The sequence below is a fragment of the Bacteroidota bacterium genome (assembly GCA_016213405.1).
In the GTDB taxonomy this organism is placed as follows: domain Bacteria; phylum Bacteroidota; class Bacteroidia; order Palsa-948; family Palsa-948; genus Palsa-948.
In genome coordinates this window covers 38416-51964 of sequence record JACRAM010000029.1, presented here as the reverse complement: position 1 = coordinate 51964, position 13549 = coordinate 38416, and the positions used below count along the sequence as shown (strand labels likewise).

Below are 13549 nucleotides of genomic sequence, written 5' to 3'. Positions count from 1 at the left end.
CTTTTAGTTGCACTAGTTTATTTAATTTCGCAAACATACGAGAGTTACACAGAGAGTTCTGCTCTGTGAAACTCATTAAACTCTGTGAACTCTGTGTTGAAAACGGTGGATATAACATCTTAATCTGAATAATGTCTAATAAAGAATAATGAATATCGAAGTAAAAGCAAAACTTCATCATTCGAAATTCCTTGTTCGATATTCATTATTCATTTTATTTATTTCCCCATTTGTTTTTTCAAGCTGCCGCCACACGCGCTATCTCACCGAGCAATACATCAAAACAAATATTGAAGAGCATGCAGAAAATGAATTCAGCCGGCTCGAAACGTATTCCATTTTTCAAAAGCATCTTCATAATCAAAGCGGCTCGTTCAAAGGATTCGCCTATCTGGAACTCACCGGATACAAACACAAAGGAAAAACGGGCATGGTGATTGGAGCGGAGAAATATCATTTCAACGGGAAAAGATTATTTAAACTGATAAGCGCCCCTCTTGAAACAAACTACACGTACATTAATCTTGACATCAACCAATGCAAATCGCTTTTATCAAATTACAAAGAACTCCGGCAGAAAATAGTATCTGAAAAAGCCAAGCCGTTCGAAGTAATTTATCATGACTTCAACACGTCTAAAGATTTTTACATCAGTTACAAAGCGGTATTGGGAAAGCCGAAAACAAAATATATTGACTTTTGGATAAAAGGGGAGAGGTACAGAATAAAATCAAGGGTGTTTATGAAAAAATTCATGAAGTTCATGAAATATTATGCCAGCGAATAGGGTAGGTATGATTTTTGTATTTTCACAGCATTAAAAATCCAAGTTATATGAAAAAAGCTGTTCTGCTTCTCACTTCTTACTTCTTATTGGCTTCAGTCCCTTCGGGACTTCTCTCTTCGCTGGCTTTCGCTCAGAATCAAAACCTGAACAGCGCCATAAGCTACTATGAAGATTACACCAAATACAATGAACTGAAATCGCTTCCGCAGGCGAAAGAAAAAATTGAACTGGCAGCAACAAACGAAGCCACTTCCGGAAAATTCAAAACATGGTATTACAGAGGGTTGATTTATGTGGCGTTGTTTGAACTGAACCTGAAAAATGAAATGAATAAAAGCACCGAAGCCGACATCAATAAAAAACTCATTGTTGCCTATAATACCGTTTCAATGGCAGAAGTGGATGAAGCCCTGAAATCGTTTAAGAAAGAAATTGAACTGGACGACAAGAAAATTTATATCAATGATGCCAATAACAATATGCGGGTGATTGCCAGCGATTACAGCGACAAAGCATATTCCTGCCTGCTTAATAAAAACTATACCGATGCCATTTCTTACTATGAAAAATCATACGATATGAAAGCGAAGCAGAACATAATTGACACGGCTGCTGTGAACAACATGGCGTTTTCAGCAGTGAAAATTAAAGATTACAAAAAAGCAGAGCAGTATTACACCAAGCTGATTGAAATGAAATACAAGCAGGAGAAATGTTATTTATCAATTATTCAGATGTATACCGATGCGGGCGACACGGCATCCGCACGTTTGGTAATTAATAAATCAGTTATTGCAATGCCCGATAGTTACGCATTGCTGATTGAACAGATAAATCTTTTCCTGAGAAACGGAAAATCAGAATCTGCCATCAACAGCATCAACTTGGCGCTGGCAAAAGATCCGAAGAACCACGAACTGCATTTAGTATTGGGGCAGACCTGGAACAAAATGGCTTTCCCGAAAGATGCGGCAGGAAAAGATTTGCCCAAACCGGCTAATTTCAGCGAACTCACTAAAAAAGCAGATGAAGAATTCAGCAAGGCAATTGAAATAAAACCTGATTATTTTGTAGGGCTATACAGCATAGGCATTTTCTATAACAATCTGGGCGCTGATATCATCAAGCAAGCAGAAGACATGAAAGACCCAAAAAAAGTGAAAGCCGAAGAGGATAAGGCAGATGTGCTGTTCCAGAAAGCAATTCCGCTATTGGAAAAAGCCCATGAACTTGACCGAACAGATAAAGACACCATGCGAACGCTCAGGCAACTCTATGCCCGAACCGGACAAGGAGATACTGATAAATACAAAAAACTCAACGAAGAACTGAAGGGAGGTAAGTAGGTTAATTCAGTTTATTAAGGGCATCTCTAAAATCTATTTTGAATGAAGAACATTTGAACATTTGAACAGCGAACATTCGAAGTGAATGCATTTTACTTCTGATTTCGTAATTCAAATGTTCAATTATTCTATTGTTCACCACGTAGGATTCATGAGTTTTTAGCGGGTTCTCACTTAAGTTAATTAAGGTAAAGTCAATAATCAACCATAATAAACTTCGTATTAAATAGGGTTAAGACCTAAATATCTCTAAAACAGCAATTTAATATAATGTAAATTATGGTGTTTATTTATTACTTTTATTATTTAGTTATTTTATCATATTTACCTTAAAACCAGCATTCTATTAAAAAAGAATAATTATATATATATATCAATCAAAGCACAACCAATTCCAGTTCATTGCTCCAATCACCTTCCCCCTGAACAGTTATAATTTTTACGCGGAATTCATAAGTGGTTCCGCTCTTGAGGTTTTTATAGATATGGTTCGCATTGATGGTAATTCCTGAACTAATCCACGCATCAGTTTCTTTAACGCGGTATTGCCACAGGTAACTTGTTCTTATGCCTGCCGATGCTGTGATACCTTTCACAGCTCCTTTCAAATTTCCGTTTTTCACAGAAAACACACGCGCTTTCTTTTCCTTTTCTTTTTGAAATTCCATTCCGGCACTGGTTATCACCGCTTCAGGGTTTTGAGAATCATTGGCAATATCTTCTATATAATGTGAGAGTTTTTTGAGCAGCAACATAAGTTCATTCCGCCTTTGATACATGATTGGCGTTGCTTCCTTTTTTCCGGTTTGAGTTTCTAAATATGCATCCTCCAGTTTTTGGGCGGCAATTGTGATGGATGCAAGCGCAGGATTCGGAGACGGAAAATTCAGATTGCCTGTCATCTTTTCAACAAAAAGCCTGGCTTTAGCGATGCGCAGCGGCACTGCAGCCCGCGATAATTTCATGGCAACTAACCAACGCGTTCGCATGTGAATTTATATTTAATAAATGCTTGCATGTCTTTAACTTTTGCATACATGAAATTATGTAACGTACACATTCAAAAAATATTTAATTGCCTGCAAATTATTTTTCTATGCATAAACTGATTAATTGAATACCTGCATGTTGATTTTGCAGGCATGAATCTTATAAATACACGCATGCAATTTAATTTCTCTTACATGCACTTTATATATGCAGAATCACATTTATATAATGCTTGTCTGTATCCTTAAATTACATCACAGCATTGATAAGAGACATTCATGCTATTTATTATTACAGGCAGGTAATTTATAAATAATGAAAGGAAAAGTATCTGATTGTGTTGTTTTTGAAAAATTTTGCCTCTGCCCTATTTGGTTTCTACATGATAGAAATAATAAATCCATCGCAGAAATAATATTTCCATGATGGAAATTGATGGTTTACAATAGAAATAATAAATCTATGCTGGATTTTAAATTTCTATAGGGGAAATTATCCGCATATCTCCTTCGGAGAAGAAAAAAACAGAAAAATATTTTAAAGGGAGAATTACAGGATTGTGTGTAGTTACACTATTTAACAATTTCTTCTCTCAAATTATAATTTATAGTCTTTTCCAATACTCCTTCCTTAGTATAATATTCCCAAGTGCCGATTGTATAACTATACTCATCATTAATGCCATACTTGTGTTTTGCTTTAAACCCTCTGGATTTTAGTTTTCCATTCCTATATTTGTATTCACGGAATTCATAAGAAATAATTTTTATATCCTGTTTCAGTAATGATTGCATTCTAGCGCTATAGTTTTGATAACCTGAATCAGCGCTTGTATAATAAAGCACACTTAATAAATCCACTGAATGTTTCACATCATTTGATGCTGATGTAATATCCTTTTGAGGTTCGCTATTTTTTATTTTAGCACTTGCATTATAAATTCTCACTGCATTTTTTGCATGCTTAGTAAATGCTATTGAAAATGGTATGCCAAGCAAGATACCTCCAGCAATAGTAAATGCAACGGCAGCATTATAATTGTTTCTTGCAATTTTCATTTCTTTATATGCCTCTGCATTGGTTCGGGTAATATCCATCAGTTGGTAAACTGTTAAGTTTTTACCATTTTGTCTGAATCTTGTTCCTAAAAAAACTTTTTTGACTTCAATCGAATCGGATTGGTTTTGTGTAAATAATTGTAAGGAGCTCAATAAAAATAATCCGACAGTAAAGATTCTTTTCATATATAAATGTAAAAAAGTTTTCGCCCTCTTCCCTACCCCATCCCGGCAGTTTTTTCCTTATGAGTAAAAAGTTCAGCATTCAGCTTCGCCATTTGTTCATCCGCTTTATGTTTTTGTTTTCTCGCCCGTAAAACAAAAAACACAACGGTGAGCATCAGCAGCAGTCCGGTGACGGCAGCATACGTAAGCACGCGCTGTATTCTTAGTTCGGCTTCTTTTATCTGAGCGTTCATGCTGAGCAATTCAATGGTCTTTTGGTTTTTTTCATTCTCAATGCTGAACTGCATCCTTCTCACGCTCTCGGCATTGTCCTGGTTCATGATTATATCCACCTGCCTGGCATACAGGCGAAAATAATTGTATGCATTCCGGTAATCTTTCTTTTGCTCACAGGCGGAGGCAAGTCCCGAATAAGAATTTTTTATTTCACGCAAAACATTTTCATCTTTTGCAACCTGCAATCCTTTTTGAAGATTTGCCATTGCGCTATCCGTCTTTTCAAGGTTCAAATAGGCGCTGCCAATGTTGTTATAGGATTCAGCCACACCTACAAAATCCTTGTTCTTCAGAAAGAGAGCCATTGCTTTCTCAGAATATTCTATGGCGGTATTAAAGGCGCCCAGTTGGTTGTAAATGATTCCGAGATTGCCAAGCGGATAAGCAATGAACACCTGCTCTCCGGCATCAAGAAATATTTTATAGGATTTGAGTTGAAATTCAAGCGCTTTAGGATAATCGCTAATCAACTGATACCCCCAGCCGGCATTATTGAGGGCAAGCGCCTGTTCAAGTTTTGTTCCTCTTGCTTCTTGTATTTTCAACACCTGAATGTAATATTCAAATGCCTTCTGATGGTTTCCTGTTTTTTCATAAAGGCGCGCTATTTCATAGTAATCAGATACCATTCCCATGTAATCTTTATTGGCGCTGTGCAAAGGCAATGCTTTGTTTAAATACTCTGCCGCTTTTTCAAAATCACCTTCGATCGAATAGAATTTTCCGAGTTTATTATCGAGGGAAGAAAGCAAAACGGGATTGGATGAATTACCGATAAGCGTGTGTACTTCCCCCAGATAACGTGCCGCAGCGGGTGCGTCTTTTATTTTTTTATAGTGAACATCCCAGAGAGAAAGCAACACATCCATTGTTTTTGAAGTATCACCAACGGTGGTATATAATTTTAATTCATCCTGATAATTTGAAACTGCTTTTTCGTATTGCCCTGTGTTTTGATATAGTCTCGCAATTTTATCGTAGCACATTGCCATTTTATCTTTTCTTCCTGCGGCTGTTTCAATATCCATCGCTTTGTTATAGTCCTGAAGGGCAAAAGCCGTGCTGTTCATGGCAACATTATAATCGCCTCTGCATTTGTACAGCAAGGCGAGTTCGCGGTTATGTTTCAGTTTTTCACCCAGTTCAATTCCCATCCGTATATATTCAAAGGAAGCTTCGTGATTATTATGCTTTTGCAATTGATTGGCAAGTTCCGAAAGGATGTTCACTTTTTGGGTGTCCTCCTTGGCAGTTAAGAGTGCATTTTTCAAACTGTCAATTACCCGGGTACCTTCCTGCGCGGACACTTCGGCAGGCAGGTGTAAAAAAATAAAAATAAAAAAGAAGAATGAGGAAAAACAGTGCGCTGGATATTTTCTGAATGAAATCACCCGAATAGAAAATAATTTATATTTAATTCATTTGTGTGCATGTGTAAAGGTAAAAAAGATTTAGCCCCAGCCCTTCATCCCGTGGTGCCGGTGGTCTTAAGAAAGTTTCTTCTGTTCATTCGTCTAAAGTAAAATAAAAAAGGGTTGTCATTTATGGCAACCCTTTCAAAAAGAAATAGCAATACTGCCTTTACCTGTTAATAATAATCTTCTTTACAGATGCGCCTTTTTCATTTAACATTCGAACAAAATAAATTCCTTCCGGCTGGGCAGATAAATCAATTTCTCTTTTTTCATTCCGTGAAGTAGTTGAATAAACTTTTTCGCCAATGCAATTATAAATGCACGCTTCTCCCCTGCCCTCAAGAATAAATTTTCCGGAAGAAGGATTCGGGTAGGCATTTACTCCTCCCAACTGAGAGGTTTCATTCACCCCGCCTATTACTGGAAGCGTTTTCAGCCATTGAATGTTTTGAATGGTATCGGCATGTGTGCTATCAAATTCCAGTAATGGAAATCCTACTCCGTTTGCCCACCATGAAAAATGCCATACGGTATCATTCGTAACAGAGTATACATACCATGTGGGAGGTGGAGCAGGAACATGAATCCATATAGTGTCAATGGTAATAACCTTTTCCCTGTTCCGTAAACAGTTGTAAGTTCCTAAAGGCGTTTGTATGCTTCCCCACCCGTCTGTTTTGTTATCCTTATACTTGACTTGTTTTACACGCGCTGAATCAAAGCCAGGATATGAAACTCCAATTGCTGTGTCTATCATTGATGTGTTTTGAAAAGTAGAATTATAGGTAGCATTAAATCCGGCAAGTTGTTCTCTCGGATTAAATTGTATTGCCATCGCTCCCTGACCGAAAGGATCGGCATACACTCCATCAACAAAAAGTCCGGTTGCTATGTTTTCAAGATACAATTCAGAGGCATCGGTGGAATTAATTATCGCAAGATTTGAATTGGGAAAATTTACGCCATTAGGAAGCCAGGCGGGATTGGTAAAGGTTAATGTATCTACAGTACTAGGAACAAGCGTAGTAAAAACCCATGTTTGACTTGCACCCGCAGGACCGGGATTAATAGAGCCGGGCACTGTGTCTTTTTCGGTGTCATGCGCCTGCTGCAGCACCATGCCTACGCCAGCAACACTCCAGGGACCAATCCAAATCTGTGCATTAGAAATGAAAATTCCTGCACCAAGAAAATAAAAGAGTAAAGTTATTTTTTTCATAATATGTGTTTATTTAAAAACGAAGATAAGCCAAAATGGGCAATCCGGGTCTATTATTTTACCACTTACTCAATAATTTCAACCACTTCCTAAATAAGTGAAACCTGCTGGCACGTTTTTCGTTAGACATGAGTAGGAGTTCACCTGTTTCCTGAAGAGTCATTCCTCCGAGAATACCGGAGGATTGGGGGATGGAAAAACAGATGAAACCAAAAGGCGGGCGACCGGTTTCGGAACCCGCCTTTTTCGATTTATACACAGGGGTTCTATTTTTGTATTTTCGTTCCCGATGGCTATCGTGATGAAAAAGAAAATCCCTTTTGATTTTATTTTGGATTATCTCCATCCCTTAGAAATCACCGTCAAACCTATGTTTGGATGCCATGCGATTTATGCAAAAGAAAAGATTATTCTCATCGTAAGAAAAAAAGCAGATCACTCAGATGCCAACGGTGTCTGGCTTGCCACCGGAAAAGAGCATCACGATAGCTTGCGGAAAGAACTGCCTTCTATGAAATCGGTTTACATCTTAAGTGATGGGAAAAATGAAACGGGATGGCAAATGATTCATGAAAATGCCGGTGACTTTGAAGAATCTGTTACAAAAATATGCGAACTGATTTTAAAAGGAGATGAACGGATTGGAAAAATTCCAAAGGCAAGGAAGAAGAAAAAAGTATCTTAAAAATTAACTATGAACTATTCAAAAGAAACAATAGTGCATCTCGTCAAACTAATAAAAGGAAAGGATGAGTCTAGAATCTGGCTGCAAAGAAATAATTTTCATGAACTGATTCTACTCCACTACTCACTCAAAGGGTACGATGACTCGTTAAAAAAAATATCAGATAAAAAACATTTTGATGTAATCGCATTCGCACATGCAGTGCGCGGAGACAAAACCGCATTTAAATGGCTCATAGATAATAAAAAAGCAGAATGGGCGGCTACTGCGAGTACAATTAATAAAGACAAAAAAGCTGAAAAGTGGCTGCTGAATTACAAACTTTATCATTATATTGAACTGGCAAATGCAATTAAAGAAAATACGGATATCGTGCAGGATGACAATATCTTCAGCACCATTGCCCGTTCATTCGGAATGCTGGTCAGACGAATATTCCGGAGAATAAGAAAAAAATACTGACTGCGAAGAAGTAAAAATAAAACTGAGTTAACTGTTATTTAAATGTTTGCAGAAATAATTTCCATAGGTGACGAAATTCTCATTGGGCAAATCACCAACACCAACGCCCAATGGATGGCTCAGCAGCTGAACCTGATCGGAATTTCTGTAACACATCTTATCACTGTTGGCGATAACCGCGAAGACATGCTGAAAGCATTTTCTGATGCACAAAAACGTTCAGGCATCATTCTCATCACAGGCGGGCTCGGTCCCACAAGCGATGACATAACCAAACCCGTTCTTTGTGAGTTCTTCAATACAAAACTTATTTTTAAAGAAGAAATTTTTGAAGAAGTGAAGAAAATGTTTTCATCCCGCAACATTCCAATGCCTGAATCAAACCGCGGGCAGGCGGAAGTTCCGGAAAACTGCACTCCAATAAAAAATAAAAATGGCACAGCACCGGGGATGTGGTTTGAGAATGATTTAGGATTAAGGAATAAGGATTTAGGATTTAAAAAATCCTTAATCCCAAATCCTGAATCCTTAATATGGATTTCTCTTCCCGGTGTTCCTTACGAAATGAAAGCGATGATGGAAGAATTTGTTATTCCTGAACTGAAAAATAGATTTCAGAAAGAATTTATCGTTCACAAAACAGTTCACACGCAGGGAATCGGAGAATCTACCTTGGCAGAAAAAATAAAAGAATGGGAAGATTCACTTGCTTCATTGAATATCAAACTCGCCTATCTTCCTTCGCCAGGACAAGTTAAACTTCGTTTATCATCCAAAGGCAATGATGAAAAAAAACTAACTGAAACAGTTAACGAAAAAATAACTTCTCTCAGAAAAATTATTCCTGATATCATTTTTGCCATAGAGGATTACGGAAAAGAACCTGAAACTCTTGAAAAGACAATCGGAGAAATTCTTCGCAAGAAAAAGAAAACACTTGCCGTTGCAGAAAGCTGCACAGGCGGATATATCGGGCATCTCATCACTTCCATTGCAGGAAGTTCTGATTATTTCAATGGAGGAATAATCGCTTACGCGAATGACATAAAAGTAAATGTACTGAAAGTGAATGAAAAAATTCTGGAAGCAAATGGAGCTGTCAGCAAAGAAGTAGTTGAGCAAATGTCAAGCGGAGTAAGGATACGGCTGAAAGCTGATTTCGGAATTGCTACTACAGGAATAGCAGGACCAACAGGAGGAAGTATAGAAAAACCAATAGGAACCGTTTGGATTTCGGTTTCATCAGCAGAAAAAATAATTTCTGAGAAATTTCTTTTTGGCAGCAATCGTGAACGAACTATCCACAGGGCCGGACTCTCCGCTTTAAATATGTTGAGAACAGTGTTGGAAACTAATTAACGATTTCATTAAAATTTGTAACTTTGTTCCAAGTTTCTTCGTTAAGAAGAGCATCTATGAGCACGAAACGATTTTTTCTTTCCTGGATTTTAAGTTCCGTAGTAATGTTTTCCCTGTCATACCTTTGGCATGGAGTTTTTCTGAACGATTTAGAACGTCTCTCCTACCCCAAAGAAATTTTTCTTACCGGATCAATCATCACTTACCTCATTCTTGGTTTTCTGGTTACGAAAATTTATTTAATGAAGCTCCCAAAGCAACTTGCAAGAAAACCCTTAGTGCGCGGAATCATTTCCGGTGCATTGCTCGGGCTCTCCACCTACATTGTCGCTTTAGTGATTGGCGTTTCCTTCAACAGCACACTTACTCCGCAGTACATTTTGTTTGACCTTCTCTGGCAAACAGTGGAACAAACTTTTGGCGGAATCACTGTTGGCTTGATTTACATCTGGATATATGATGGAAACCCCGTGGAGATTATTACCCGGAAAATGTTTGGCGGGGACTAGTAGCCGTATTTTTCTTTCCAGTTCTTTTTTAAAAACTCTCTGAATCTTTTTTCAATATCATTATCTCCCGGCTCGTAGAGTTTGGTTCCTTTTAATTCTTCCGGAAGAAATTCTGAATCAACAAAATTTCCTTCAAAGCTATGAGCATATTGATAGTCCTTTCCATAATTGAGTTCCTTCATTAATTTTGTTGGAGCGTTTCGGATATGAAGCGGAACAGATAAATCGCCCTTCTGTTTTACTTTTTCCTGAGCTGCACCGATTGCTTTGTAAGAGGCATTGCTCTTTGGCGAGCAGGCAAGATAAACTACTGTCTGCGATAAAATAATTCTCGACTCGGGCATTCCAATAACATTCACTGCCTGAAAACAATTGTTAGCGAGAACTAATCCCATCGGGTTTGCGTTGCCAATATCTTCTGATGCGAGAATCACAAGCCGCCTGGCAATAAAAAGCGGATCTTCTCCGCCTTCAATCATTCTTGCTAAGTAATAAACTCCAGCGTTCGGGTCGCTGCCACGAATTGATTTTATGAAGGCGGAAATAATATCATAATGCTGCTCGCCTGTTTTATCGTACAAAGCCATTTTCTGCTGAACAACATTCAACAATTTTTCATCTGTGATTTCAATGACCTCTTCTGAAACAGAATTCACAAAAAGTTCAAGTGCGTTGTAAAGTTTGCGAACATCTCCGCCTGACAAGCGAAGCAATGCATCGTTTTCATTCAATACGATTTTTTTCTTTTTCAGGAATTCATCCGTTTTGGAAGCGTAGCTTATAAGCGAAAGCAAGTCTTCCTTATCGAGATATTTCAACACATACACCTGACAGCGGGAAAGCAAAGCAGAGATAACTTCAAACGAAGGGTTTTCTGTTGTCGCTCCAATCAATGTGATTGTTCCGCGTTCCACTGCGCCAAGCAATGAATCCTGCTGCGCTTTGCTGAAGCGGTGAATTTCATCTATGAAAAGTATAGGATAATTTGTTCCGAAAAAAGAATCTGATTGCGCTTTCTCAATCACTTCACGAATATCTTTCACACCTGAATTAATTGCACTTAACTGATAAAATGGGCGTTTGAGTTGTGTGGCAATGATTCTCGCAAGTGTGGTTTTCCCCACTCCCGGAGGTCCCCACAAAATCATAGAAGGAATTGTGCCAGACTCAATCGCTTTTCTCAGGATTGCCCCTTCTCCTACCAAATGTTTTTGCCCGATGAACTCGTCAAGAGTTTTAGGGCGAAGTCGTTCTGCTAAAGGAATGCTCATCTGACCATTAAATAATTATTTTTGCAACCCAATGTTCTTATAATATACGGTGGCCATAGTTCAGTTGGTTAGAACGTCTGATTGTGGTTCAGAAGGTCGTGGGTTCAAATCCCATTGGCCACCCATTCTTTCTATTATTTTTTCTCCTCAACCAACTCCAATCCGCACTTTGGGCAATTGCCTTGCTTTGATTCTTTCACTTCAGGGCAGCCGCCACAGGGACAAACGTAAACGAGCGATGCTTGGTCGGTGTGCAATGAGTCAAGCAGCATTGCAGAAACTCCGTTTGATGTATCATGCGGCACCGCTCCATCATCTTGCTTTTTCTCTCCTGAATTTCCGCATCCGTAAAATAAAAGAGAAACAATTAAAGCAACAGATATGAAAAATGTTTTCATAAAATTATTTCTTATTCAGTTTGTTTTCCATTTCACGAAGAAGTTTTTCTTTTTCTTGAAGTTCTTTTCTGAGTTTTTCAATCTCACTATCAGCAATATTTCCCTGAGAATCTTTTTTTAATACGGTTCTTAGTTCTACTCCTTCTTTTCCCCAGATGTCCACATTGTAATAAAGTTCTTCGTCATAATTGAATTTATAGTTTGTATCGCGAAACAAACTGTAAAGCGGAATGCGCAGGGCTTTGGAAATAAGTTCAAGTGTGCGGACTTCGAGAGAATTATCAGCAAACTGTTTGTCCAGCTCTTTCTCCGGTAATCCTACATGCTCAGCAAGTTCGCTGTAGGTATGATTATTCATCTTGAGAACTTGTAAAACTTTTTCCTTTAAATTTATTTTGTCGCTCATGAAAAAAATCAGTGAGATGGAGGTGTTACGGGTGGCGGTGGGGCAGTGATTTCTCCTTTGAATGATTTGCTGTAATCTTCCCACTTGGTATTCGGATAAGCATTATCGCCAAAATATTTCAGGATGGGTTCCATTTGTGTGGGCTGTAAATACCCTGGAACTTGTGTGAGCAAACTAAAGTTTTCATCTAAGTAAACGGTGGTTGGATAAGAAAGTTTGTTATTCAGAAGGGATGCCGCCAGTTGGTGAGTAGAGCGGGGAATTTTAGGATTAGGATTTATAAAAGTAGTCCCGTTAAATACAACAGTATCTTTCATTTCAGCATTGAGTTTTACCGCATAAAAATGCTCATTCATGTATTTCGCGATAACAGGATTCGTGAAAGTGTTTTTATCCATCACCTTGCACCATCCGCACCAATCGGTGTACACATCAATGAAAATTTTTTTCTTAGTTGTTTTGCTTAGTTCCACTGCTTCCTGGAAAGAATGCCATTTTATTGCTTCCGTTTCACCTTCTCCAATAGAAAAGAAAACAAAACTGCTGAAGAGCAATACTCCTGCAAGAAAAAAGGATATGATTTTTACACCTTTCATGAAATTGAATTGCTAAGGTAAGAAAATTCTGCGACTTTATTCGGGCAACTTATGCATCACTTCCATTTGCATGGTCTGAACCATTTCTCCTTTCAAGTTTTTAAATTCAAACAACCAGGTGGTGATGGTTCCGCCTATTTCAACATCCGGTTTCATAGCAAGAACGGTAAGTTCGGCATGTATCTTTTGATTGGGATAAACGGGTTTGATAAATTTCCAGCTTGATACACCTGTTCCGCAAATCACCGTTTTTCCAAAACGTGGAATCCATTCTCGTTGATAAATATGATTGAAAATGTGCGGACCGCTTGCCACCAATCCTTTAAAGATGGTTTTCTTTGCAACCTCTTTGTTGGTATGAAACTCAAGCGGATCAAAGGCTTTTGCAAAGGCAATGATTTCCTGTTCGGAAAGAATTATCTCTCCGAAGTCGATTTTTTTTCCTACAAAAATGTCTTTCATAAAAAAGATATATGGTTAAAGATATTGGGAAATAAGTTTACATAGCAGAAATAAACCTTTATATCTTATATCTCTAGGATTTACGGATAACTAATCTTTCCGAATCTGCGAATAACAACCATGT

15 protein-coding genes and 1 tRNA gene are annotated in these 13549 nt (G+C 38.1%); 7 read left to right on the top strand and 9 right to left on the bottom strand.

From position 1 onward, the window contains the following. The first annotated feature begins 148 nt into the window (after nucleotides 1-148). A complete protein-coding gene (locus HY841_03540; protein MBI4929810.1) occupies nucleotides 149-787 on the top strand; it encodes a hypothetical protein in 639 nt (212 codons plus the stop codon). 47 nt (nucleotides 788-834) lie between these two features. Beyond that, entirely contained in the window at nucleotides 835-2133 is a 1299-nt protein-coding gene (locus tag HY841_03535; protein MBI4929809.1) for a hypothetical protein, read from the top strand. A 377-nt stretch (nucleotides 2134-2510) separates the two neighbouring features. Here HY841_03535 and HY841_03530 read toward each other — a convergent pair whose 3' ends face one another. From HY841_03530 to HY841_03515, 4 genes are all read right to left on the bottom strand, one after another. Next, the gene (locus tag HY841_03530; protein ID MBI4929808.1) at nucleotides 2511-3122 is read right to left on the bottom strand and encodes a fibronectin type III domain-containing protein; all 612 of its coding nucleotides are present in this window, start codon (nucleotides 3120-3122) and stop codon (nucleotides 2511-2513) included. A gap of 573 nt (nucleotides 3123-3695) precedes the next feature. After that, on the bottom strand, nucleotides 3696-4367 hold the full coding sequence (locus tag HY841_03525) for a hypothetical protein (protein ID MBI4929807.1): 672 nt from the start codon (nucleotides 4365-4367) through the stop codon (nucleotides 3696-3698). Between the two features lie 32 nt (nucleotides 4368-4399). Further along, the gene (locus HY841_03520; GenBank protein ID MBI4929806.1) at nucleotides 4400-5872 is read right to left on the bottom strand and encodes a tetratricopeptide repeat protein; all 1473 of its coding nucleotides are present in this window, start codon (nucleotides 5870-5872) and stop codon (nucleotides 4400-4402) included. Nucleotides 5873-6224: 352 nt separating this feature from the next. After that, nucleotides 6225-7277: a T9SS type A sorting domain-containing protein gene (locus HY841_03515; protein ID MBI4929805.1), complete on the bottom strand. Its 1053-nt coding sequence runs from the start codon at nucleotides 7275-7277 to the stop codon at nucleotides 6225-6227. A gap of 301 nt (nucleotides 7278-7578) precedes the next feature. Here HY841_03515 and HY841_03510 point away from each other — a divergent pair, with 301 nt between their 5' ends. Genes HY841_03510 through HY841_03495 form a run of 4 tightly spaced genes read left to right on the top strand, consistent with a single transcriptional unit; the run spans nucleotide 7579 to nucleotide 10292 of the window. Beyond that, nucleotides 7579-7962 (top strand): hypothetical protein, encoded by a 384-nt coding sequence (locus HY841_03510; GenBank protein ID MBI4929804.1) that lies wholly within the window; start codon nucleotides 7579-7581, stop codon nucleotides 7960-7962. 9 nt (nucleotides 7963-7971) lie between these two features. Further along, on the top strand, nucleotides 7972-8424 hold the full coding sequence (locus HY841_03505; protein ID MBI4929803.1) for a hypothetical protein: 453 nt from the start codon (nucleotides 7972-7974) through the stop codon (nucleotides 8422-8424). 42 nt (nucleotides 8425-8466) lie between these two features. After that, nucleotides 8467-9783 carry a competence/damage-inducible protein A gene (locus tag HY841_03500; GenBank protein ID MBI4929802.1) on the top strand — a complete coding sequence of 439 codons (1317 nt, stop codon included), beginning with the start codon at nucleotides 8467-8469 and terminating at the stop codon, nucleotides 9781-9783. Nucleotides 9784-9839: 56 nt separating this feature from the next. Continuing rightward, nucleotides 9840-10292, top strand: a complete 453-nt coding sequence (locus HY841_03495) for a hypothetical protein (GenBank protein MBI4929801.1) — start codon at nucleotides 9840-9842, stop codon at nucleotides 10290-10292. On the opposite strand, the gene HY841_03490 is transcribed toward HY841_03495, so the two are convergent. Continuing rightward, nucleotides 10289-11563 (bottom strand): replication-associated recombination protein A, encoded by a 1275-nt coding sequence (locus HY841_03490; GenBank protein MBI4929800.1) that lies wholly within the window; start codon nucleotides 11561-11563, stop codon nucleotides 10289-10291. The two genes, HY841_03495 and HY841_03490, sit on opposite strands and share 4 nt — an antisense overlap. Nucleotides 11564-11612: 49 nt before the next feature. Here HY841_03490 and HY841_03485 point away from each other — a divergent pair. Continuing rightward, nucleotides 11613-11686, top strand: a tRNA-His gene (locus HY841_03485). An 11-nt stretch (nucleotides 11687-11697) separates the two neighbouring features. Here the strand turns inward: HY841_03485 and HY841_03480 are convergent. The 4 genes from HY841_03480 to HY841_03465 are packed head-to-tail and all read right to left on the bottom strand — an operon-like array spanning nucleotide 11698 to nucleotide 13425. Beyond that, the gene (locus HY841_03480) at nucleotides 11698-11961 is read right to left on the bottom strand and encodes a hypothetical protein (protein ID MBI4929799.1); all 264 of its coding nucleotides are present in this window, start codon (nucleotides 11959-11961) and stop codon (nucleotides 11698-11700) included. A 4-nt stretch (nucleotides 11962-11965) separates the two neighbouring features. After that, nucleotides 11966-12367: a hypothetical protein gene (locus tag HY841_03475; protein ID MBI4929798.1), complete on the bottom strand. Its 402-nt coding sequence runs from the start codon at nucleotides 12365-12367 to the stop codon at nucleotides 11966-11968. Nucleotides 12368-12375: 8 nt separating this feature from the next. Next, nucleotides 12376-12963, bottom strand: coding sequence for a DUF255 domain-containing protein (locus HY841_03470; GenBank protein MBI4929797.1), 588 nt, complete (start codon nucleotides 12961-12963; stop codon nucleotides 12376-12378). A 36-nt stretch (nucleotides 12964-12999) separates the two neighbouring features. Then, on the bottom strand, nucleotides 13000-13425 hold the full coding sequence (locus HY841_03465; GenBank protein ID MBI4929796.1) for a hypothetical protein: 426 nt from the start codon (nucleotides 13423-13425) through the stop codon (nucleotides 13000-13002). Nucleotides 13426-13549 lie beyond the last annotated feature (124 nt).